The following is a 22860-nucleotide window of genomic DNA, read 5'->3' as shown; positions in this document are numbered from 1 at the left end:
GCGAGCGGGGCACCGCTCGCCCACCCGGTTTCCGTCAGGTGGTGACAGTCAGCTTGCCGAGCGTGGCCGCGTGGTCCGGGTGGTCGACCGGGACCACGGCCGAGGACAACGCGGTCCAGCACGACGGGCAGCTGTACTGCCGGAACACCACCGGGGTGTCGACGTAGTCCGAGGCCGTCGCGATGATCTGCGGTCCGGCTTCGGTCGCGGCGCCGTCGTACACGGCGAGGGCCAGCGGCCCCTCGCCGGTGTCTCCGAGGATCTCCGCGCAGTGCGCGCAGGCGATGGCCGTGCCGACCTCGATGAGGTTGTCGTCGACGCGCTTGACCGACGACAGGTCGGCTTTGCCGCGCGTCTCCCCGGTCAGCCGCGAGCGATCCCGTCGCACCCCGCGAAGCCGGTCACGCTCGGCCGTGGTGGCTGCCGCGTCGACTTCGCCATCGTTCAGGACGACGCCGTAGACCGTGGCCGCGGCGGCCGGGGTGATCTTTTGCTCGCCCAGGTCGCGGGCGACGGCTTCGGGGTCGCGGGCCAGTGGATCGCCGTAACCGCCGCCGCCTTGCCAGGTCATCGCGAAGACCTCGCCGGGCGCCAGGTAGCTCGACGCGTAGTTCTGGCCCGGCTCGAGCGTGTCGCTGAGTTCTTCGAGCGACGACGGCATCGTGCCCGAGGCCAGCAGCTCGGCGATCCGGCTCTGCCGCGCGAGGACGTCGAGCCCGCTGTTGCCGGGGTGCCCGCCGGACAGCCCGGCGTTCTGCGTCACGGCCTTGCCCGCCGACGCGAGCACCAAGCCCATCGGGACGCTCGTGCCGTGCGGGGTGATCGCCAGCGAGGCACCGAGGCCGCCGCGGTGTCGGCCCGGGCCGCCGGAGTCGGGTAGTTCGCGCCGCCACAGCGTGAGGATCGGATACAGGAACTCGGTCATCTCGACGTCGGGCACGCGGCCCATCGGGATGCAGAACAGGCCGCCGGTGTCGATCCCGTCGGCGTGCGGGCGCGCGCCGTACCCGCCGGCCATCGGCTCCATCAGGATGTTCAGGAACGGCACAGGCTGCTCGCCGCGTTCGTCGAGCCCGGCAATCACGGCCGTGTCCCAGGTGCCGCAGCAGGTCGCCTGGACGTTCTTGCCCAGCTCCAGGTCGCGGTCGAGCACCTGCGACAGGCACTCGGCGATCAGGCTGCCGGTCAGCCACGCCGGCCCGATCGGCCCGCGCCCGACGGCGGCGGGGAAGGTCGCGTTGTTGAGCGTGCCTTCTTCGGTGACGAGATCGAAGCAGCGCATCAGCCCGCCCGCCGACCACGGGATGTCGTTGGCGAGGATCGGCAGCAGCGCCAGCATGACACCGCCGCGCATGCCGGCGTACGTGCAGTTGATGACGCCGGCCTGCTTGTCCGTGCCGGTGAAGTCGAAGGTGAGGTGGTCACCGGACTTCGTGGTGGTCACGGTGATCTTGTGCAGCCCGCGGTCGCCCTCGTGGGACTGGTCCTGGTAGCCGGTCGCGGTCCAGCTGCCGTCGGGCAACGCGGTGAGCTTGTCACGCAACCGGGCTTCGGCGTCGGACATCATCCGCTTCATGACGGCCTTGACCGTGTCCGGGCCGTACTGGTCGATCAGCGCGTGGAGCCGCTCGGCGCCGACGTTGTTGGCGCCGATCTTCGCCCGCAGGTCCAGCCCGATCAGCATCGGCACGCGCGAGCGGCGCACCCACAGGTCGGCGACGTCGCTCTGCACCTGGCCGCCGCGCACCACCTTCACCGGCGGAGTGGGCAGCGATTCGGAGAACACGTCCTGCGCGGCGGGGGAGAAGGAGCCGAGGCCGACGCCACCGAGGTCGGGCTGGTGCGCGATCGCGCTCGTCCAGGCGAAGAGCTTCCCGTCGTGGAAGACCGGTTGGTAGACCATGACGTCGTTCTGGTGCAGCCCGCCGCCGACCCACGGGTCGTTGGTGAGGAACATGTCGCCGGCTTCGATGCCCGGGTTGCTCGCGCGGTGGCGCAGCGTCCAGTAGATGGCGAGGTCGACCGCGCCGACGAGCATCGTGTTGTACAGCCCGACCTGCACCTCCTGGCCGAGCTCGTCGGAGATGGCGAAGTCGAAGTCGTTGGCGTCGGTGACGATCGGCGAGCCGGACATGCGCTTGAGCGCCTCGCCCATCTCGTCGGTGACCGACCACAGCCGGTGCCGGATCACCTCGTAGGTGAGCGGGTCGAGGCCGTCGATCTGCTCCTGCGTGACACTGTGGACGTCCAAAGTGGACGGCAGTGAGCTGGCGAGCTCGTCCGGGTCGACGGGACGGCTGGAGAAGCGCTCCGAGCCGGGGATCGGCATGGTCATGCGGCACTCCTGCGGATCGTGAGGTTGCCGAGGTGGTCGACGGTGCCGGTGGTCCCGCCGGGGACGACCACGGTGGTCGTCGGCACCTCGACGATGGCGGGGCCGGTCAGCACGTGGCCGGCGCGCAGTTCGCGGTAGTCGTAGACGGGGGTGTCGACGTAGCCGAGCCGGGCGTCGAGCTGGACCGGGCGGCGGCCGGCCAGCGCGGCGGCCGGGTCGGCCGACGGCGCGGGCGGCACGGGTGGCAGTTCGGGGCTGAACGGCAGCACGCCGATGCCCCGCACGCGGAACGTGATCGCCTGGATCCCGGCTTCGCGGAACCCGGCGTCGCGGCCGTAGAGCGCGGCGTAGCGCTCTTCGAAGCCCGCTGCGGCCTCTTCGATGGCAGCCATGTCGAGGTGCCCGCGCACCACCGGGGTGCTGACCTCGGCCAGTTGCATCGCGTACCGCATGTCGATCTCGCGGTGCAGCTCGACGGTCTCGAACCGCACCCCCTGCCGGTCGAGCCCGTCGAGGACCTGTTTCTCCAGATCGGCGAAGTTGCGCTCGGCGCGGGCCGGGTCGAACGGCACGGTCGTCGGATCCGACAGCTCGGCCGCCAGCGCGATGTCGGACGACGCCAGGCCGAACGCGGAGAACGCCGAAGCCACCGGCCCGAGCGGGACCACGACCTCGTCGACGCCGACCTCGGCCGCGTAGCCGGCGCAGTGGGCGGGGCCCGCGCCGCCGAACGCGTAGACCACGAAGTCGCGGGGATCGTGGCCCGCTTCGACGACGGTTTTGCGCAGGAGGTCGCCGGTCTGGGCGTTCTGCACGGTGTAGATTGCCGCGGCCGCCTCCTCCACGGACAACCCCAGCGGTTTCGCGATCCGGACGTCGATCGCCTGCCGCGCCAGCTCCGGCGACAGCGGCTTGCGGCCGCCGAGCAGGCCGCGTTCGGGCAGGATGCCCAGCACCAGGTTCGCGTCGGTGTTGGTCGGCTCGGTGCCGCCGTTGCCGTAGCAGGCGGGCCCGGGTACGGCCTGGGCGCTGTGCGGCCCGATGCGGAGGTTGCCGCCGGCGTCGAGCCAGGCGATGGCGCCGCCGCCGGAGCCGATCGCGTCCACGCGCAGGGTCGGCACGTTGATCGGGTGGTGGTTGATCACCGTGGTGGTGTCACGCACCGGTTCGCCGTCCACGACGAGGCCGGCGAGGAAGGTGGTGCCGCCGACGTCGGTGGAGATGATGTTGCGGTGGCCCAGCTGGCGGCCGAGCGCGACCGAGCCGATCACGCCGCCGGTGAGCACGGATCCGACGGTGCTGATCGCGGTCGCGGGTGCCTCAGCCGCCGCGACGGCGCCGCCGTTGCTCTGCATGACCAGCAGCGGTCCGGAGAGGTCGTTGTCCCGCAACGTGTTCTCGAGCGTGGTGAGGTAGTCGCGCAGGCCTGGTCCGATCTGGGTGCTCATGATCGTGGTGGCGTTGCGGGCGAACTCGCGGATGCGGGGGCTGACTTCGCTCGACAGCGCGACGAAGACGTCGGGGTCCGCTTCGGCGATGAGCTCGCGCAGGCGCTGTTCGTGGACGGGGTTGCGGAAGGACCACAGCAGCGACACCGCGATCGCCTTGACGCCGTCGGCGAGCAGGGTCCGGATCGCGTCGCGGGCGGCGTCCTCGTCCAGCTCGACGACGACGGCGCCGTCGCGGTCGATCCGTTCGGTGACCTCCAGCGCGTGCCGCTTGGGGATCAGCGCGTGGTCCTTGGTCTGCCCGAGCACGTTCTGCAGCTCGTGCGGCGACCGGCCGAGGTAGCGGCCCTCGACGTTCATGATGAAGATTGAGTCGCGGTGTCCCTTGGTGGTCAGGAAGCCGACCGGCGGCACGTTGCCCGTGACCAGGGCGTTGAGCGAGGACGTGGTGCCGTGCGCGATGTGGTGGGTCTGCGCGAGCAGCTCGGGCAGGCTCTTCCCGAGCTGCTCGGCCAGCAGGCGGAGCACGTCGAGGACGCCCTGTGAGTAGTCCGGTGGGGTGGAGGGCGACTTCGCGGCGAGCACGGTTCCCGCGTCGTCGTCGAGGACGGCGTCGGTGAACGTGCCGCCCACGTCCACGCCGATGACATAAGCCATCTTGAGCGCTCCTTTGCGCGAGAGACTTCCTGACGAAGGCGTAGAGTATTCGACGCTGCTGACAACAGTCAATCTTGACTTCGCGGCTTCGCCAGCGTCAAATAGTCGACTAGTATGTCAAACACAGCCTTCGGAGGTGCGGTGATGCAGCCACGACGGGTCGCGGTGCTGGGTGGTGGACCGGGCGGGCTCTACGCCGCCCGGCTGCTCAAGCTCGCGAATCCCGCCTGCGACGTCCGGGTGTACGAGCAGGGCGATCCGGGCTCCACCTTCGGCTTCGGGGTCGGCCTCGCCGCCGGCACCCAGCGCAAGCTCGAGGCGGCCGATCCCGACACGCTGCGCGACCTCGTCGCGGCCGGCCTCCGCCACGACATGACCATGCGGGTCGGCGCCGACTCCGTCCGGGTGCACAACGACCGGCTCATCGGCATCGCCCGCACCGAGCTGCTCGCCGTGCTGCAGCGGCACGCGGAAAAAGCGGGCGTCGAACTGGACTTCGGCACCCGCCGGGCCGCCGGGGACCTGGACGCCGACCTGGTGGTCGCCGCCGACGGCGTCGGCAGCGCCACCCGCGAGAACGGCTCGTTCGGCGCCCGGATCGACGTCGGCAAGGGCCTGTACCTGTGGTGCGGCACCGACTTCGCGCTCGACGACGCGGTGTTCGCGCCGGTCGAGACCGAGTACGGGACGTTCGTGACGCACGCCTACCCGTACTCGGGTGGCCGTTCGACGTTCCTCATCGAGACCGACGAGGAAACCTGGCGGCGGGCCGGGTTCGACACCACCACCGCGGACCTCGGGGTCGCCGCCGGAACCGAGTCCGACGAGACTTCCCTGCGGTTCCTGGAGCAGGCGTTCGCCGAGCAGTTGCGCGGGCACCCGCTGATCGGCAACCGCACCCGCTGGCTGCGCTTCCGCACCGTCCACTGTGCCCGGTGGTCGAGCGGGAACACCGTGCTGCTGGGCGATTCCGCCCATACCGCCCACTTCTCGATCGGCTCCGGTACGAAGCTGGCCATGGAGGACGCGATCGCCCTCGTCGACGCGCTGGGCGAGGCCGAGACCGCCGACGCCGCCTTCGCGCGGTACGAACAGGTCCGGCGGCCGGCCGTCGAACGGCTGCAGGAGCTGGCCCGCCGCAGCCGGCTGTGGTGGGAGTCGTTCCCGTCCCGGACCGGGCTGCCCGTCGAACGCCTGATGGTCGCGTACATGTCGCGGGCGGGGAACGTCCCGCTGGACCGGTTCGCCACCACCGCACCCGACGTCGTGGGCACGGCCCTGGAGCAGTACGGCGGCGAACCGGCCACCGGCGACCTCACCGGCTGGATCCTCGGCCGCCCGCTCGTCCACGGCGGCCGGCGGTTCCCCGACCGGACCGCGGTTCCCGAGCTGGAAGCCCTCACCTGCGCGCTCGACGACCCGTGGTCACCCGAAGGAGACGCCCTCGTCGCCCGCGCGCGGGACACCGACGGCGTGCTGGTCACCGGCTCGCCCGCCCGGCCCGCCCTGCTCACCCGCCTGAACCTCGCCGAACGGGTCCGGCTCGAGACCGGTGTGCTGACCGCGGTGGAGGGACCGGCGGAACTGCGCGACGATCTGGCCGACGGCCTGGTCAGCGGACGTACCGACCTGGTGGTGCTCACCGAGGAGACCGCATGAAGCTCGTGCCCCACCCCGAGGCCGCCGTCCGCCGCTATCGCGAGGCCGGGCTGTGGGGCTCCGCCACGATCGCCACCGAGTACCACCGCGTGGCACAGGCTCATCCGGACCGCGACGCCGTCGTCGCGCTGGACGGCCGGCTCACCTACCGCGAACTGGACGAGCGCACCGACCGCGTCGCCGCGGGGCTGGCCGCGCTGGGGCTGCGGCCGGGGGACCCGGTGCTGTTCCAGGTGACCAACCGGCTGGAGAGCGTCGTCGCCTGGTACGGCGTGCTGAAGGCCGGCCTGATCCCCGTCGCCACGCTCGCCGCGCACCGGGGGCACGAGATCGGCGAGATCAGCCGGCGGGTGGGCGCGGTCGCGCACCTGGTCGAGGCGGGCCTGCGGAGTTTCGACCTGGTCGGGTTCGCGCAGGCGCACCAGCAGGACCACCCGACCCTGCGGCACGTGGTGGTGCTGGGTGACGACCCGCGCGGCCACTCGCTCGGCTCGCTCGGCAGCGCCGTCGACCCGGCCGCGGCCCGCACACTCGTCGAGCGGATCCAAGCGGACATCGGCCCCGACGACGTGGCCGTGCACCAGCTTTCCGGCGGCACCACCGGAGTGCCGAAGGTGATCCCCCGGCTGCACGCCGAGTACTGGTACAACGGCGCGGAGTACGCGCGTTCCTGGGGCTGGACCCCGGAAACGCGGGTCGCGCACCTGATCCCGGTCATCCACAACGCCGGGATCGTGTGCGCCGTGCACGCCCCGCACAGCGTCGGCGCGTGCCTCGTCCTCGGCCGCCCCGACCTCGACGAGTCTCTTCCGCTGCTGGCCCGCGAGGGCGCCACCCACGTGCTGCTCGGGCACGGGCACTACCGCGCCGCCGCCCACCCGGGCTTCGCCGACGCCGCCAAGGCCCTCACCCAGGTGGTCCTCTCCGGCGCCAAGGTCCCGGCCGCGCTCTTCGACGACCTGGAAGCCCGCGGTCTCTGGACGGGACAGCTGTTCGGCATGGGGGAGGGGTTGTTCCTCACCACCCGGCCCGGAGCGCCGCGGACGGCACGCCTGCAAACCGTCGGCACCCCGTTGTCGGCACTCGACGAGGTGCGGATCCTGGAGCCCGGGACCGAGACCGAGGTCGCCGACGGCGAGGTCGGCGAGCTGTGCTGCCGCGGCCCCTACACGCTGCGCGGTTACTACGACGCCGCCGAGCACAACGCCCGCGCCTTCACCGCCGACGGCTTCTACCGCACCGGTGACCTCGCGACCGTGCGGGAGATCGACGGCGAGCGGTACGTCTCCATCGAGGGCCGGATCAAGGACCTCATCAACCGCGGCGGCGAGAAGATCAACGCCGAAGAGGTCGAACTGCTCCTGCTGCGCCACGCCCGGATCACCGCGGCCGCCGTGGTCGCCATGCCCGACCCGCGCCTGGGCGAGCGCACCTGCGCCTACGTCGTCGTCGACGGCCCGGAGCTGGGCCTGGCCGAGGTACAAGAGCACTTCGCCGCGCTCGACGTCGCCAAGTTCAAGTGGCCCGAACGGATCGAGCACGTCCCCGAAATACCGCGCACGCTGGTCGGCAAGGTCGACAAGAAGCGCCTGACCGCGGAGATCTCCCACAAGATCGCCGCAGAGACGGCAGGAACACGATGACCCACCGGATCGGGCTGGTCGTCCCCAGCTCCAACGTCACCGTCGAGACCGAGATCCCGGCCCTGCTCTCCCGCCACGCCGAGCAGTTCTCCTTCCACTCCAGCCGGATGCGCATGCACCAGGTCACGCCGGAAGAGCTGAAGGCGATGAACGCCCAGCGCGAGAGGTGCGTGGGCGAGCTGGGCGACGCCGGGGTCGACGCGCTGCTCTACGCCTGCCTCGTCGCCGTCATGGCGCAGGGCGCCGGCGAACACCAGCGCGTGGAGAAGGAGATCCGGGACCGGCTGCCGGACACCGAGGTCCTCTCGAGCGCCGGTGCGCTGGTCGAGGGGCTGAACGCCCTCGGCGCCCGGCGGATCGCGCTCGTGACGCCCTATTTGCGGCCGCTCGCCGAGCAGGTCGTGGCCTACCTCGAGGCCGAAGGGTTCGACGTCGTCGACTGGGCCGCACTGGAGGTCGGCGACAACGCCGAGGTCGGCTGCATCGCCGGCGACCGCGTCATGGAGGCCGCCCGCGGGCTCGACCTGAGTGGCGCCGACGCGCTGGTCATCTCCGCCTGCGTCCAGATGCCGTCGCTGAACCTGCTGGTCCCGGCGGAGGAGGAATTCGGCCTGCCGGTGCTCTCCGCGGCCACCGCCGGCGCCTACACGCTGCTGACGAGCCTCGGTCTCGACCCCGTGCTGCCCGGCGCCGGACGGCTGCTCGCGGCGACGCGCTGAGCGTCGAACTATCCTCTGCCCATGAGTGATACCGGGGCCGGACGCAGTCGGGGCGCGGCCAGCACCGCCCGCCGGGAGCTGGTGGAGAACGAGCTCTACGAGCACGCCACCCGCCTGTTCGCCGAACGGGGGTTCGCCGGCACGAGCCTGCAGGACATCGCCGACGCCCTCGGCATCACCCGGCCCGCGCTGTACTACTACGTCAAGAGCAAGGAAGAGCTGCTCGCCAAGCTCGTCACCGAGGTCACCGACGGCCCTCTCGGCGAGCTCACCGCGCTCGCCGGGCGGTCCGACCTCGACCCCGTCGAGGCGCTGCGCGGCGTCGTCGACGTGCTGGTGCGCCGGCGCGCCACCCAGCCCGAGCGCTTCCGGCTGCTGATCCGCTCCGAGGCCGAGCTGCCCGAGGGGCTCACCGCGGCCTACGACAAGAGCCGCCGTGCCGTGCTCAAGACCATCGCGGGGGTGGTCGAGAAGGGTGTCCGCGCGGGCCGGTTCCGGCCGGTCGACGCCCGCGTCGCAGCCCTCGGCCTGCTCGGCATGTGCAACTGGGTGGCCTGGTGGTTCCAGCCCGGCGGCCGGGACAGCGCCGAGGCGGTGACCGAGCAGCTCGCGGACATGGCCGTCGGGGCGCTCGAGCGCCCGGACCGCCGCGTCCCCGACGGCGACGGTCCGGCGGCCGCGCTCAAGCTGCTCCGCCAGGATCTCGACCACCTGGAACGCGTCCTCGACCTCTGAGGCCTCCCCTGAAGTGACGTTCGGGTAAGCGCGCGCCCAGTGAATCGTCTCAAGTGTCAAACTGTTGACTGTCTCGTCAATTCGAGCGTAGGCTCGGGCGTACCGAACCCGTCGAGATCGTTTGCTGGAGGCTTTGATGACCGAGCTGGACCACCGGGTGCAGGGGGTCGACCACGTCGCGTTCCCGACGTTCGACCCCGCGGCGACCGTGCACTTCTACCGCGACGTCCTCGGTTTCCCGGTCGTGCACTCGATCTGCGCGGCCGGCTGGGGCCCGGAGGATCACCCGGACTTCATCCACTTCTTCTTCGACATCGGCAACGAGGACCGGATCGCGTTCTTCTACTACTTCGGCGCCGAGCAGAGCGTCGGTGGCGCGCCGGGGGAGAAGGGCGACGTCTACGCCCGGTTCGGCGCCGACGTGCCCGAGTACTTCGTGCGCTCGCGCCACCTGGCCATCCACGTCGACAACGAAGAGGACCTGCTGGAGTACCGGCGCCGGCTCGACGCGAGCGCGTGGCCGGTGGAGATGCAGATCCAGCACGAGACTATCGAGTCGATCTACACCCACGACCCGAACGGCTACATGGTCGAGCTCACCCGCGCGATGCGTCCCGTGACGCCGCAGGAGGACCTCGACGCGAACCTCACCATCGACGCGCTGCTGGACGTCGTCGGCCAACCCGAGCCGACGTTCGGGAAGCTGCTGGCACGCAAGGCCGAGCTGATCGTGGAGCGCGCGGCCGACTGGGAGCCCGCGCGATGACCACGCTCTACCTCCTCGACGTCCCCGAGAACACGGCCGTCGCCAAGGTCGCGGCCGAGGATCCGGCCGTCACGGTCGGGCAGATCGGGCCGTACTTCGAGATCCACGCCGAAGACGCGATCGTGATCGACCGCCGGGCCACCGGCTGCCGCCACGCCGTCTGGTACTCGTGCGTCGCCGGAGTGGCGCGGGACAGCCGCATCACCCAGCACGACAAGAACGCGCTGCGCGTGGAGCCGGTATGACCTCCGCGCGGCTCGGTGCCGGGCGCTACCTGACCGCCGGGGAGCGGCCGGCCGCCACCGTGACCAGCGTGCACGAACTGTCCACTGCGGACGGTGCGAGCGTGCGCGGTGTGCTGGCCACCGTGCCCGGCGCGCGCACGGTCGTGTGCCTGATGCACCCGCGCCAGGATCTGACGCACCACCCCCTGGTGCCCCTGCTGCTGCAAGCGGGCGTCGCGGTCTGGACGCAACACACGCGTTCGGTCAACAACGACCTGACGCTGGTCCACGAACAGGCCCTCCACGACGTCGCCGCCGGGCAGGTTTTCCTGCGGGGCAAGGGTTTCGAGTCCGTGGTCGTGCTGGGCCACTCCGGCGGCGGCACGCTCTACGCCTTCTACCTCGAGCAGGCCGCGCTCGCTCCCGCGGACCGTATCGCCACCACTCCCGGCGGCCGCCCCACGAACCTCGCCGACGCCGACATGCCCCTCGCCGACGGCGCGATCTTCCTGGCCCCGCACCCCGGTCAGGGCGCGCTGCTGCTGAACTGCATCGACCCGTCGGTCGCCGACGAGACCGATCCGCTGTCGGTCGTCCCGGAGCTGGACCCGTTCAACCCGGCCAACGGTTTCGCCGAACCCCCGCGCAGTTCGGCCTACCCGGCGGAGTTCGTGCGGCGCTACCGCTCGGCGCAGCGCGCCCGTGTCGCTCGCATCGACGCCGTGGCCCGCGAACACCTCGCTCGCACGGCCGAAGCGCGTGCGGCGTTCAAGAATACGGGCAGTGCGGCAGACCGCCGGCGCTCGCTCGCCCCGAGGATCATCACGGTGTTCCGCACCGACGCCGACCTCCGCACGGTGGACCTCACCCTCGACCCGAGCGAACGGCCGTACGGCTCACTGTTCGGCAAACGTCCCGACCTGATCAACTACGGCCGCACCGGCTTCGGCCGCCTCACCACCCCCGAGGCGTGGCTGTCCACCTGGTCCGGGCTCAGCACCAACGCGGACTTCGTCCGCTGCGCACCCTCGGTGACCGCGCCCACCCTGTTCGTCGGGGTCACGGGCGACCAGGGCGCTTTCCCCGCCGACAGCAGCCGCATGATCGCCGCACTCGGTGCGAGCGACCTCAGCGTCGCCACGGTCCGGGGCCTGCACTTCGGCAACGCCATCGCCGACGGCGAACCCACCGGCAACGAGCTCGCCGCCGCCGAAGTGGCCGGCTGGATGGACAAGCGCTTCCCCCTCGCACCACCAGACTGAGCAGTCGTGGTCCCCGGAAAGGCAACGCCGCCATGTCCGCTTCCCCGTCCTTCCCGCGTACTCCGGTCAGCGTTCTGGTGCTGTGCCTGGCGTGCATGACGCTCGAGGGCTACGACGTCATCGCCTACGGAGCCGCGCTTCCGGCCATGCTCGCCTACCACGACTGGGGCCTGACGGTCGCCCAAGCCGGGCTGATCGGCAGCCTCACGCCGATCGGCACGCTCGCCGGGACGCTCGTCGTCGGCGTCCTCACCGACCTGATCGGCCGGCGGCGTCTGGTGCTGGCCAGCGTGCTGGTCTTCTCCCTGGCGATGGTGCTGTGCGGCGTCGCGCCCGGGGTCGCCGTCTTCGCGGTGGGCCGGGTCCTGGTCGGGATCGGCGTCGGCGGTGTCCTGCCGTCGATCGTCGCCCTGGTCTTCGAGTACTCCGCGGCCCGGCGGCGCAACCTCAACACCGCGCTGGCCTTCGCCGGCGTCGGAGCCGGCGGCGCGCTCGCCGGCGTGGTCGCGGCGGCGGTCGTTCCCGCGCTCGGGTTCCGCGCGGAGTACCTCATCGGCGGGCTGGCGGCTTCTGTGGTGCTGCCGTTCGCCGTCCGGTACCTGCCGGAGTCGCCGGTCTACCTCCGGGCGAGCCGCGCCGCGGCGCCGGTTCCGCCCGCACTCGGCCGGTTCACCGTGTTGTTCTCCCGGCGCCACTTCGTCACCACGGTGCTGTTCTGCCTGATGACGTTCACGTCGCTGCTGGTGTTGTTCGGGCTCTACACGTGGCTGCCGCAGCTCATGCGCTCGGCCGGCTACGACCTGGGGTCCGCGCTGACCTTCCTGATCGTGCTCAACCTGGGGACCGCGGTCGGTCCGCTGGCGGTCGGGCGTGTCGCGGACCGGATCGGTTCCAAGCCCGCCACCGCTGCGTCGTTCCTTCTCGCCGTCATCGGGATCGTGGCCCTCAGCTACCGGTTGCCGATCGGCGTGCTCTATGCCGCGGTGATCCTCGCGGGTGTCGGCACTGTCGGCACCCAGATCCTGATCAATGTCTTTGTCGCCGGCCGGTTCCCCGTCCAGAGCCGCGCCACGGCGGTCGGCACCGCCCTGGCGTTCGGCCGGCTGGGCGGAATCCTGGGCCCGGTGTTCGGCGGTGTCCTGCTGTCCGCGCAACTTCCGACATCGGCGCTGTTCTACGCCTTCGCCGCGCCGGCCATACTCGGCGCCCTCCTCGTCGTGCTCGTGCCACGACCCGAATCCACCGCTGCCTCGGTTGCCGACCTGCCCGCTGCGAGCACGTCATGACCGCTCCCCGCGCGGCTCTGGTCTGCTTGACCAGCGCCAAAGTGGCGGACAGCTGCAGGTCAGGAGGCCTGACGGGGTGAGCGGTAGCTGCTCGCACCTCGGTGGGGGTATGAGAAAGGCGGAGGATGGGTTCGGGAGACGCGCCGGAGCGCAGGCGATCCTTGCACGATCACCGGGGAGGGTTCGACACCCTCGTCTTCCACGGGGTATTTCGGCCTGCTTCACGACGGTCGTGCGCCGGCCTGCAAAGCCGGACGGTCCGGGTTCGACTCCCGGGTGGGCCTCCAGCAGCTCGGGTCGGGCGCCATCGGGGTGGCGGCTGCGTCATCGAGCTGGGCGATCGCCGCGAGTGAGGCGTCCGAGACTCTCGGCGTCTCGCAGCGGCTGACCACTGTGATCGGGTGGACCTGGCTCATCGTGCTGGCGTTGCGCGCGAGGCGAGTGGCGGTCGGCGACCGGGTCGAATCGGTGGCGGCTGCGCGAGCGTGATCGGTGTCAGCGTCCTTCTGTGACCGCCGCGTAGCTTGCGGTCTTCGGGCGTCGCAGCCACCACGCGCGAGCCGCGCCGCCCGGCCGGCGTCCGGTGATGATCGTGGGCACGATCGTCTCGATCGCCGCCGTGCTGGTCATCTTCCCCCTCGCCGAGCACGGCACGGTGGCTTCGATGGACGCCGCGATCATCCTCGGGTTCTTCGCGACGGGCCTGCTGTTCGGCCCCATGTACACCTGTCTCACCGAGTTGTTCCCCCGTGAGCAGCGGCAGACGGGCATGGGCATCGCGTTCCAGACGGGGGCGGTCCTCGGCGGCGGCACCGCGCCCGTGATCGCCAACCGGATCGTCGCCGGTACGGGCAACGCGTCGAACGTCGGCTACTACCTCGCCGCGGTGCTCGTGGTCGAGCTCGTCTGCCTGACCATGCTCCCGGAGACGGCACCAGCTTCGAAGTGCAGTTTCCCAGCACGGCCACGGTCGCGGAGATCGTCGAAGCCGTTCGTGCGTGGGTGGCCGAGCACCCGGATCAGGAGTGGGTCACCGGCGGTACCTGGGGCGTCGGGCTGCTCGATGCGCTCAACGACCCCGCGGTCTTCAAGGCGCTCGACGCCGTGTTGGCCGGGAGGAAGGCGCTGCTGACCGATGACTCCCACCACAACAAGTGGCGAACACCGCGGCGATGGCGGCGAGCGGAATCGGCGTCGACGCCCCGACGGGCGTGCTGGTCGAGGCCGCGGGAGCGCTCGTCCAGCAGGCCTTCGCGCGAGCCGCGGGCGCCGACTTCGCGTTCTGGGCGGCCTGCTCGGCACGCGGAGTCGAGACCATGAATTCCCGTGGCATCACCGCTTTTCTCGACGCCGGCGCCACCGAGGGCGTGCTGCGCGGACAGGCCAGGCTGGACGAAGACCACCGCCTGAACGGGTGGGCCGTCTCGGCCATGCTGGTCAACGACTTCGTCATCGGTGCGAAAGCTCGGAGCCGACCTGTTCGCCGTGCGCGAGCAGACGCGCACCGCGCACCATCGGCCCGATTTCGCCAAGGTGTTCCTCGACGGTGTCCCGCCGACCTACACCGCGGCGTTCCTCGACCCGTACGCCCCGAGTGCGGACCATGGAGCTGGTCGTGCAGTTCGTCGTTCGATTCGACGTCGAAGCCCGAAAGAGCTGGCGTACTCACCGGCGCTGCGCCATCAGCATGAGCCCGGCGTGCGTCGGCGGTGCCTCGTGCGCGAACCGCAGATCGATTTCGAACCAGGGTGATCCGCACGAGGCACCGGTCGTGGCGCTCTGCGGGTCTGGCTGGCATACCACTGCCCGACCCGGGATTGCTGGATGCTGGGCCGGCCTTCCGGGGTATCCCTGCGCGGGCAGCTTCCGGCTGACCCGAGCCGCGGCCGCGAGGGTGCCATCCTCACCACGGCAAGGTCTTGTTCCGGTAGTCGACGAAGTGCAAACCGCCCTCGCCGACGCGCGCGGTGATCGTGTCGACGACACCGGGGACGCTCTCCTCGATCGCCAGGGACGCGCCGGGGCCGCCCAGCCCGGTCCGGACCCAGCCCGGGGAGATCAGCAGCAGCGTGCGCGGGTCGTCGGCGTGCCGGGCGGCGAAACTCCGCATCAGCTGGTTCAACGCCGATTTGCTGGCCCGGTAGACCTCGTAGCCGCCGTGGGCGTTGAGCGTGACGCTTCCCTGGCGCGACGACATGACCCCGATCGTCCCGGCCGGCGTGACGACGTCCTGGAAGGTCTCCACCACCCGCACGGGGCTCAGCGCGTTGGTCACCATCAAGCGGGCGAAGATTTCGGTCGGCACGGCGGTGACCGGGACATCGCCGTTGCTGATCCCGGCGTTGACGAACAGCAGGTCGAACACAGTGCCGCCGACCCGCTCACGCAACGCGGTCACCTGCTCGGGCACGGTGATGTCCACGTCCTCTTCGACGGTCAGCCGACCGCCGGCCGAGTCCGCCAGGTCGTGCAGCTCCGTCCGCGCCGAGCCGCGCACCGTCGCCGTCACCCGCCAGCCGCGGTGCACGTACTCCCCGGCCATCGCCAGGCCGAGCCCGCGCGACGCCCCGATGACGAGGGCATGGTGTCCAGACGCTGTTGTGGTCATGTGCCGATGACAGCACCGGCGGCACGCCGACGTCCAAGACCGGTCCGGAGCCGGTCGATAACCTGGAGGCATGGATCGGCTGGAGACCCGGGAGCTCGAGTACTTCGTCGCCGTCGCCGAAGAACTGCACTTCGGCCGCGCTGCGGCGCGGCTCCTGATCGCGCAGCCCGCGCTGTCGAAGGCGATCCGGCAGCTCGAACAACGGCTCGGTGTCCGGTTGCTGGAACGCAGCAGCCGGCACGTCTCGCTGACCGCGGCCGGCGAGGTCCTGCTCGACGAGGGACGGCGCGCGCTGGAAGCGGTGCAGGCCGCCGCCCGCCACACCCGGCAGGCGGGAGCGCCCGCCGCCCGCCTCAGGCTGGTGGTGAAGCCCGGCGGCGACGGCGGCCTCCTACCCGGCATCCTCGCGGCCTACGAAAACCAGCCGGGCGCACCGCCCGTGGAGATCATCTTCGGCGATGCCGCCGACCGCGCGGCTCTGCTGCGTGACGGACGCGCGGACGTGGCGCTGCTGCACACCCCGCACGAAGATCTCCGTGGCCTCGACGCCGAACCGCTGATGGTCGAGCCCCGCGTGGCGGTGCTGCCCGCCGAGCACGTCCTGGCGCGGCGCACGAGCCTGCTTTGGGCCGATCTGCGGGGCGAGACGCTGCCCCGCTGGCCCGGCCGCGCGGGCGAGGGAGCGACCGGCCCGGAAGTCGCCGACCTGGCCCAGATGAAGCACCTGATCGTCCTCGGGCGCACGATCGCCGTCCTGGCCCGGTCCGCGGTGGGAGAGGTGGGCCCGGAGCTGGTCTGCGTCCCGGTCCGCGACGCCGTTCCCAGCACACTGGTCGTCGCGTGGCCGCCGAACCACTCCTTCCGCCACGTCGCCGCCTTCGTCCGCGCGGCGACGACGGTGGCCGCCCGCCGTCCTCTGACCGCGCAGTCGTAGCACGACTTGCCCCACCGCCGGCTGCGTTGTCGGCGGACTCGCGATCAGCACGAGTTCGACCTGCATCGGCGGAGTCTCATCCGCGAACCTCGGATCAATCTCGAACCAGGCCGACCTGGACAAGCCATTCGGCGGCTGGACGAGTGCGCGCGGGCGGACTGCGACCGGCGGCGGGAGTGGCACGCGAACCTGGGACCACTGCAGCAGGCGAGAACCGGGTCGTCGGTCAGGCCCGGTTCAGCTGCCACTGCTGGTTGGCCCCGCCGTTGGCGGCCCACTGCACGACCTGTGCCCCGTCGCTCGTCGCCGCTCCGGAGACGTCCGCCACCAGGCCGCTGTCGTGGCTGGCGATCGTGTAGTAGCCGTTGCCGGTGGACCGCAGGTACCACATCTGGTTCGTGCCGCCGTTGGCCGTCCACTGCTGCAGTTGCAGCCCGGCCGTGCTGCTGTTGGCGTTGACGTCGAGCACCTTTCCGCTCGGGACGTACTGGAGGGTGTAGGAGCCGTCGGCGGTCGTGGCGACGGTCCAGGTGGCGGTACCGCTCTGCTGGACCGCCTTGGCACCGTCCGCGGTGGAGTTGCCCGCTACAGCGAGCGGCTTGCCGCTGTTGCGGTTGACGATGCGGTAGGTGCCCGGTGCGGGTCCGTCTCCGCCGCCTCCGGCGAGGGTGAAGTACTCCACCGCGTCGGTGAAGACGGGGCTGCCGGACTTCGTGGTCGACAGCTGCAGGTACACGCGGCTGCCGGTGGCCGGGGTGGTGAAGGACACCGGCTGGGTGACCCGCGAGCCGAGCGGGACGGTCAGGGTCGTGCTTCCGGACGCGACGACCGCGCCGTCCGGCGCGTCGAGCCGCGCCGTCCAGGTGAAGCCCACCGAAGTGTCGGCGAAGTCGTCGTTGAAGACGGTGATGGTGCGGGTGACCGTGGCGTTCCGGGCGTAGTTGGGCACGGCCTGCGGCAACGGGAAGGTGCCGCCTGCGTCCGAGGCGCCGGAGGCCGACCAGAACGGCAGGTCGACCGCGGCCACCGGGTTGAACGCCGCTTGGACGCGCTGGATCTGCGGGTTGCTCCAGGGGGCCGGGAGGTTGTCCGCGCCGTAGAGGGGGTGACCGCCCTCCTCCGGGGTGAAGTCGGTGGTCCGCACTCCGGGCACGACGCTGGCCCAGGCGGACAGCAGCGTGTACGGACGCAGGTCGGTGGCGTTCTTGCCGCGCTTGGCCAGGGTTGCCGTGGCGAACCACTCGAAGCCCTGCTTGGTGTTGCACGCCGGCCAGATGAACTCGCCCTCGCCGTCGGGCCGCCCATTCGCGGTGACCACGCCCTCCCCGTACCTGCCGAAGCCGTCGATGTAGTGCGAGATCACCGCGAAGTTGGGGTACGTCATCCCGGGGTAACTGGTGACATTCGCGCCGACGCCCAGCTCGGCAATGACCGGCCGGGTGCCGTCGGCGCCGTTCATCGCCGCGTACAGGTCCTTCTCGAACTGTTCGGAATCCTGGCCGCTCTGGTTCGGCTCGTTGTTCTGACTCCAGCGGATGACCGCGGGGTGGTTGCGGTCGCGCAGGACCAGCGCACGGGCGTGGTTGACCATGTTGTCGTGCCCGGCGATCCAATCCTGCCCGGACTGGGAGCCGCGAATCGCGACCTCGTCGATGACCATCAGGCCCATCTCGTCGGCGACATCCACCATGTACGGGCTTGCGGGCTCCTGGTGGACGCGTATCACGTTGTAGTTGAGGCGCTGGTAGTTGTCCACCGTCTGCGGCCAGCCGCCGTTGTTCGACGAAGGGGGCAGGAAGCCGGGCAGGGTGTCGTAGGCGTCGCCCTTGCCGCCGTTGTTGATCCGGTCGTAGTCGGCACCCTGCAGGTTGTCGCCGCGGAAGTTCACGCGCACGCCGTTGAGGTAGTAGTAGTCACCGTTCTGGGTGGCCTCCCGGAACCCGAACCGGTACGTGGCGTCGCTGGTGTGCCCGTCATCGGTGACGGCACGCACCGCCAGCCGGTGCAGCTGCGCCCGGTACCCCGGCCGGTACGGCACGTTGGGCCACCAGTACGAGGTGCTGTCGAGGTTCCACGCGACCGGCCCGACGGTCACGGTCGCGGTCGAGTGGGCCGCCACGGTGACCGTACGGCTGGGCAGTTCCGGGTAGCTGAAAGCCGTTCCGTTGTCGGACGACAGCGAGCCGGTCACCGTCACCGACCGGGAGCTGCCCGACGTGTTGCGCACCGACACGTCGTAGCTCAACGTCTTGTTCGCCACCGACGTACGCACGAATGTGTCGCTGACGGACACCGCCGGGTACGTCCGCAGGAACGCCGAACGGTAGATCCCCTGGGGGACCGCCTCGGACCACTCGGCGGCGTCGGGCACCAGGTACCGGCCGTTGGACGCCTTCAACGCGCCGCGGCCCTTCACGTCGACGCTGATCGTGTGGGTGCTGCCGGGGGCCGCGTAGGCGGTGATGTCGAAATTCGACGGCGTGAACGCCGTGGTCTGCGTCGCCACCACCCGGCCGTCGACCGACAGCGTCGCCTGGTGGTTGACCGCCCCGAACTCGATCCACGTCGACTGCGGCTGACCCGAGTCGGGCACGGTGATGGTGCGCGAGTACACCGCCTCGTTCACGTCGGTGAAGCCCTGCTTGTACCAGCCGCCGCCGGGCACGGTGATCGAGGTCGCCCCCCGGCCCGCCGGCGTGAAACTCCACGTCCCGGCCAGGTCGACCGAGGCGAGCGCGGCGGCGCCGGCAGCTGCGGCCGCGGGTACTGGCTGTGGTGCGACGGCCGGCTGTGCTGCGGCGGCGGGTTGTCCCGTGTCGATGATCGCGAGGAGGGTGGCGCCGGCCAGCGCTGCGCGGGCGAGGCGCTGGGATAGCGTGCGAGGGCTGTTCTGACGCATCAAGAATCCATTTCGCGGGTGTCGCGTCTACGGGGATACACCGATCATCGGACCCCTCGTCACTACCCGCCGGGGCCGCCGAAATAGAGAGGTCCACTATGGACGCGTCTACCGGCTCCATGCCCGCGGAGCAGGGCATCGGTCGGTAAGTCGTCCTGTCGAACCGGTTCGGCCAGAACGATAAGCGGGGTCGACTCGTGGTGTCAAACATGTCCATGGCTTGCGGCGAAAGAAGAGCGCGATCCGTGAAAGTTTCAAAGGAGAGCGCGATCCCGGAGACCAGTCGATCCGCGACGGTGACTCGGAAGCCGCCGCGGTCCACCTGGACAACACCGGTGCCCTGCGGTAGCCGCTTTGCGAGAGCGGCGAAACCCCGGGGACTCCCGCGCGGGTCGTTCCGGATCGCTCGCTGATCGTCAGTTGCGGTGGGCGTCGGTGATCAATTCGGCCGGCACCGGGAGGCCGAGGTGCTCGAGGAGGGCGGCCAGCTCGGCGTCGAGTTCTCGCCCGACCTGGGCGGTGCGCTGGGCGTAGACGTGATTGCCCATCAGGTACTCCGCGCACGGGCGCGATTCAGCGGCCAGTTTCATCAAAGAGCAGACGTCGGTGCCCCAGTACCTGATGAAGCTGTGCGGGGCGTTTCCTCGGTGGCCTGCCGGACGACGTCCCAGCTGGCCTGTTCCTTCTTGAACTGCTCGCATCGGTCTGCCTCGAGCGCCGGTACCGCGCGTTCGTAGCTGTCTCGGAATTCCGGAAAGGTTGCCGTGACGGGGATGGCCAGGCGGACCACCTCGTGCGGGAAAGTCCGGATGGAAGGGGAATCACTGGCGGGTATGGCGTTGCCGTCCTTCGATGGTCGTGGCTGCTGCTCGATGGGGCGGTGAGACAGGCGAGGATGGCGGCCACGGTGCCGGTAGCCGACGGCACCGTGGCGGCCCGTCAGTCGCGGATGAAGTCCAGTACCTGCTGCACGAACAGCTCGTGGTACTGGAAGATCCCGCCGTGGCCCGCGTCCGGGTAGATGCTCAACGTGGCGTTGGGCAGCAGCCGCGCGAGGTGGAACGAGCTGATCGTCGGCACCAGGGTGTCGTTGTCGCCGTTGACGACCAGGACGGGCTGGTCCACATCGGCCAGACCGGCGGGGGAGGTGCCCTGCTCCCATTTCGCGGCCGCGGTCAGCTGGGCACCGACCGTCTCGTCCGACACGGGCGTGTCGCGGTCCTCGGTACGCTCGTCCAGGCGAGCGAGGAAGGCATCCGCGGCGGCCTGGCTGCCGGGCGTCGGCGAGAAGAAGAGATAGTGCTTGGGGTGCTTGCCTTCCGCGGCCGACTTGCCGAAAGCGCTTTGCAGCCCGGGACCCCAGGCGGCAGGCCCTTCGTCACCGGCGGGTGCGGTACCGGCCAGGACGATCCGCCGGACCAGGTCGGGTCGCTGCTGGGCGACCGCCTGGGCCACCATGCCACCCAGGGAAAAGCCCAGCAGATCGGCCGCTTCCACCCCGAGGGCCTCGAGGAAGGCCACTGTGTCGGCGGCCATCGCCTCGATGCTGTCGGGGGTGGTCCCGCCGGAGGCGCCGACGCCCCGGAGATCCACCGCGATGACGCGTCGCTCGGCCGCGAAGCCGTCGACCACGGCGGGGTCCCAGTCGTCGAGCACCGCGGTGATGTGGTTCAGCAACACCAGCGGCACGCCGGCGGCCGGGCCCAGCTCCCGGTACGCGAACGGCGTTCCGCCGACGTCCACCGTCTTGGCCGGTGCTTGCGCAAAACTCGCTGTCATGTCTTACCTTTCCTGCGCGGTGGCTCCGCGCTGGTCGATCGGTCTTCGCCTCCCGGCGCTGCTCGACAGTCTCGCCGGGATCGATGAGGAGCCGCTTCGGTCGGAAGACCACCGGCGGGCAGCGCGACACTCCGCACCAGGCAGTCATTCGACTCATGCGAACGGATTCCGTCATGCCGACACTGATGGGAGAGCCGGGACTGCCGAAGAGCAACGAGGAGCACCATGTCACAGATCGTCCTTGTTACCGGGGCTTCCAGTGACCTCGGAGCTGCCACCGCCCAGGCGCTGGTCGGTTCCGGCCACATCGCGTACGCGGGGATCAGCCCGGCTGTCCTCCACCCGGCCGGCCGCCTTGCCGAGCCGAGCGGTCACGGCCCGCGCCCCATTCCCTTGGACGTGGCCGACCAGCGCTCGGTCTCGACCGCGATCGGTGGCATCCTGGCGGAAACCGGAAGAATCGACGCGGTGGTCCACGCCGTCGGACCGGTGCCCCGAGGGCCACTCGAATCCTTCACCCCTTACCAGCTCGCGCAGATCTTCGACGCGTATGTGCTGTCCACCCAGCGCGTCAACCGTTCCGTGCTGCCGCAGATGCGCGAGCGCCAGGACGGCCTGCTGGTGTGGGTGGTGCCGGCGAACCACGATGCCGAGGACGCTCCCTACCTCGCCCTGCACTTCGAAGCAGTCACGATGATCGACCACCTCGCAGCGAGTTACGCCCGGGAGCTTGCCGAGTTCGGGGTCGAGACCACGATCGTCGCCCCCGGTTTCCTGGTCCCCGAGACCGGCCCGCGCGTTCGCACGGTCCACCCGGACGACGCCGAGACGGCTCGAGCCTACGAAGGCCGATACCCCGGCCTGGCCCAGCGGGTGGATTCGAAGCTGGCCGAGCGCGCCCTCACGGGCGCGGAGGTCACCGCCGCGGCCCAGGCCATCGCGGCCGTCGTCGACAGTCCCAAGGGCACGCGTCCACTGAGGATCGCGCCAGGCCGGCCCAGCACCGCGTCGGGGGAGGACGTCATGCGGTAGCGCGGTCGATCAAGCCCGGTGTCATTTCTCCAGGGTCGCGAGCGCGTCGCGAAGTGCGGCTCTGGACGTGATCCCGAGCTTCGGAAAGATCTGGTACAGGTGTGCGCCGATGGTCCGGTGGGAGAGGTACAGCCGCTCGGCGATCTGTTTGTTGCTCAAGCCGGAAGCCGCGAGGTCCGCGATCTCCCGCTCCTGGGTGGTGAGCACCTCTCCACTCGCCGTGGTTCTCGGTACGCCCCAGCCCGTGGCACGGAGCTCCTTGGCGGCACGGTCCGCCCAGGGGCCGGCGCCGAGCAGCGTGAAGGCGTCGTACGCCAGCCGCAGCGGTTCTCGGGAGCCGGCGTTCGCCCGGGCGCGTCGCAGCCGTTCCCCGTACGCCAAGTGCACCCGGGCCAGGTCGAACGGCCACCTTTCGACGCCCGGCCCCTCCAGCGCCTCCTCGAACAGGCGCACCGCCTCGTCGTCGTCGGTGGCGCACAACGCCGCCGAACCGGCGGCAAGCAGGCTGAGCCGCGGGGACAGCGCAGCGATGCCGGCCTCCCGCATGGCACGCACGTGAGCGACGGCGGCGCTGTGCCGATCGGTCCGTACCGCGGCTTCGACGACGTCCAGCACCACCCACAGCGCGTGCGGCACGTGGGAGGCGAACGTACCCGCCGGGCCCAGGGCCGTCGCGTTCCGATAAGCGCTTTCGAAGTCACCCCGGCCGGATTCGGCGACTGTGCGGACGTGCCGGGCGTAGTGCAGTGCGGCCCCCACTCCCCGGGGGGTGGCCCACCGGATGATCTGGTCGGTCAGGCGGTCGACCGCTTCGTCGGGGGCGCGGGGCGCCGCCGCCGCGGGGGGGCGCGTTAACCAATATAAATTTTTTTAA

Annotated in this window: 20 protein-coding genes and 1 tRNA gene; 14 read left to right on the top strand and 7 right to left on the bottom strand. The window is 70.8% G+C overall.

The window, feature by feature from the left end:
- Positions 1-34: 34 nt before the first annotated feature.
- Positions 35-2335, bottom strand: a complete 2301-nt coding sequence (locus tag AB0M83_RS44530; RefSeq protein WP_364527450.1) for a hydantoinase B/oxoprolinase family protein — start codon at positions 2333-2335, stop codon at positions 35-37.
- The gene (locus tag AB0M83_RS44525; RefSeq protein WP_364527447.1) at positions 2332-4440 is read right to left on the bottom strand and encodes a hydantoinase/oxoprolinase family protein; all 2109 of its coding nucleotides are present in this window, start codon (positions 4438-4440) and stop codon (positions 2332-2334) included. The genes AB0M83_RS44530 and AB0M83_RS44525 overlap by 4 nt, the downstream gene beginning before the upstream one ends.
- A 144-nt stretch (positions 4441-4584) precedes the next feature.
- On the opposite strand from AB0M83_RS44525, the gene AB0M83_RS44520 reads away from it, so the two are divergent.
- From AB0M83_RS44520 to AB0M83_RS44465, 12 genes are all read left to right on the top strand, one after another.
- Positions 4585-6099, top strand: coding sequence for an FAD-dependent monooxygenase (locus tag AB0M83_RS44520; protein ID WP_364527444.1), 1515 nt, complete (start codon positions 4585-4587; stop codon positions 6097-6099).
- Positions 6096-7742, top strand: a complete 1647-nt coding sequence (locus AB0M83_RS44515) for an AMP-binding protein (RefSeq protein ID WP_364527441.1) — start codon at positions 6096-6098, stop codon at positions 7740-7742. Before AB0M83_RS44520 ends, AB0M83_RS44515 begins: the two co-directional genes overlap by 4 nt.
- The gene (locus AB0M83_RS44510; RefSeq protein ID WP_364527438.1) at positions 7739-8461 is read left to right on the top strand and encodes a maleate cis-trans isomerase; all 723 of its coding nucleotides are present in this window, start codon (positions 7739-7741) and stop codon (positions 8459-8461) included. Before AB0M83_RS44515 ends, AB0M83_RS44510 begins: the two co-directional genes overlap by 4 nt.
- 21 nt (positions 8462-8482) lie before the next feature.
- Positions 8483-9196: a TetR/AcrR family transcriptional regulator gene (locus AB0M83_RS44505; RefSeq protein ID WP_364527435.1), complete on the top strand. Its 714-nt coding sequence runs from the start codon at positions 8483-8485 to the stop codon at positions 9194-9196.
- A 136-nt stretch (positions 9197-9332) separates the two neighbouring features.
- On the top strand, positions 9333-9962 hold the full coding sequence (locus AB0M83_RS44500; protein ID WP_364527432.1) for a VOC family protein: 630 nt from the start codon (positions 9333-9335) through the stop codon (positions 9960-9962).
- Entirely contained in the window at positions 9959-10207 is a 249-nt protein-coding gene (locus tag AB0M83_RS44495) for a hypothetical protein (RefSeq protein ID WP_364527429.1), read from the top strand. The genes AB0M83_RS44500 and AB0M83_RS44495 overlap by 4 nt, the downstream gene beginning before the upstream one ends.
- On the top strand, positions 10204-11448 hold the full coding sequence (locus AB0M83_RS44490; RefSeq protein WP_364527426.1) for an alpha/beta hydrolase: 1245 nt from the start codon (positions 10204-10206) through the stop codon (positions 11446-11448). The genes AB0M83_RS44495 and AB0M83_RS44490 overlap by 4 nt, the downstream gene beginning before the upstream one ends.
- Before the next feature lie 32 nt (positions 11449-11480).
- Entirely contained in the window at positions 11481-12734 is a 1254-nt protein-coding gene (locus tag AB0M83_RS44485; protein WP_364527423.1) for an MFS transporter, read from the top strand.
- Positions 12735-12947: 213 nt separating this feature from the next.
- Positions 12948-13021: transfer RNA gene (locus tag AB0M83_RS44480), tRNA-Cys, on the top strand.
- On the top strand, positions 13011-13223 hold the full coding sequence (locus tag AB0M83_RS44475; protein ID WP_364527420.1) for a hypothetical protein: 213 nt from the start codon (positions 13011-13013) through the stop codon (positions 13221-13223). Before AB0M83_RS44480 ends, AB0M83_RS44475 begins: the two co-directional genes overlap by 11 nt.
- A gap of 94 nt (positions 13224-13317) precedes the next feature.
- Positions 13318-13866 (top strand): MFS transporter, encoded by a 549-nt coding sequence (locus AB0M83_RS44470; protein WP_364527417.1) that lies wholly within the window; start codon positions 13318-13320, stop codon positions 13864-13866.
- Positions 13867-14189: 323 nt separating this feature from the next.
- Entirely contained in the window at positions 14190-14486 is a 297-nt protein-coding gene (locus AB0M83_RS44465) for a hypothetical protein (RefSeq protein ID WP_364527414.1), read from the top strand.
- A 151-nt stretch (positions 14487-14637) separates the two neighbouring features.
- On the opposite strand, the gene AB0M83_RS44460 is transcribed toward AB0M83_RS44465, so the two are convergent.
- A complete protein-coding gene (locus tag AB0M83_RS44460) occupies positions 14638-15342 on the bottom strand; it encodes an SDR family oxidoreductase (protein WP_364527411.1) in 705 nt (234 codons plus the stop codon).
- Between the two features lie 70 nt (positions 15343-15412).
- On the opposite strand from AB0M83_RS44460, the gene AB0M83_RS44455 reads away from it, so the two are divergent.
- On the top strand, positions 15413-16276 hold the full coding sequence (locus tag AB0M83_RS44455; RefSeq protein WP_364527408.1) for a LysR family transcriptional regulator: 864 nt from the start codon (positions 15413-15415) through the stop codon (positions 16274-16276).
- A gap of 226 nt (positions 16277-16502) precedes the next feature.
- On the opposite strand, the gene AB0M83_RS44450 is transcribed toward AB0M83_RS44455, so the two are convergent.
- The 3 genes from AB0M83_RS44450 to AB0M83_RS44440 all read right to left on the bottom strand — a co-directional run bounded on the left by AB0M83_RS44450 (position 16503) and on the right by AB0M83_RS44440 (position 20954).
- Complete coding sequence (locus AB0M83_RS44450; RefSeq protein ID WP_364527405.1) at positions 16503-19175, bottom strand: RICIN domain-containing protein; 2673 nt, start codon at positions 19173-19175, stop codon at positions 16503-16505.
- A 416-nt stretch (positions 19176-19591) separates the two neighbouring features.
- Positions 19592-19723 (bottom strand): hypothetical protein, encoded by a 132-nt coding sequence (locus AB0M83_RS44445; RefSeq protein ID WP_364527402.1) that lies wholly within the window; start codon positions 19721-19723, stop codon positions 19592-19594.
- Positions 19724-20114: 391 nt separating this feature from the next.
- Positions 20115-20954 (bottom strand): alpha/beta hydrolase, encoded by an 840-nt coding sequence (locus tag AB0M83_RS44440; protein WP_364527399.1) that lies wholly within the window; start codon positions 20952-20954, stop codon positions 20115-20117.
- Positions 20955-21179: 225 nt separating this feature from the next.
- On the opposite strand from AB0M83_RS44440, the gene AB0M83_RS44435 reads away from it, so the two are divergent.
- Complete coding sequence (locus AB0M83_RS44435; RefSeq protein WP_364527396.1) at positions 21180-21986, top strand: SDR family NAD(P)-dependent oxidoreductase; 807 nt, start codon at positions 21180-21182, stop codon at positions 21984-21986.
- Positions 21987-22007: 21 nt separating this feature from the next.
- Here the strand turns inward: AB0M83_RS44435 and AB0M83_RS44430 are convergent, their stop codons facing one another.
- Entirely contained in the window at positions 22008-22745 is a 738-nt protein-coding gene (locus AB0M83_RS44430; RefSeq protein ID WP_364527393.1) for a LuxR C-terminal-related transcriptional regulator, read from the bottom strand.
- Positions 22746-22860: the final 115 nt, after the last annotated feature.

The sequence above is a fragment of the Amycolatopsis sp. NPDC051106 genome (genome assembly GCF_040682775.1).
Lineage (GTDB): Bacteria > Actinomycetota > Actinomycetes > Mycobacteriales > Pseudonocardiaceae > Amycolatopsis.
The sequence above is the reverse complement of the archived record's forward strand: the minus strand, read 5'-3'. Positions and strand labels throughout refer to the sequence as shown.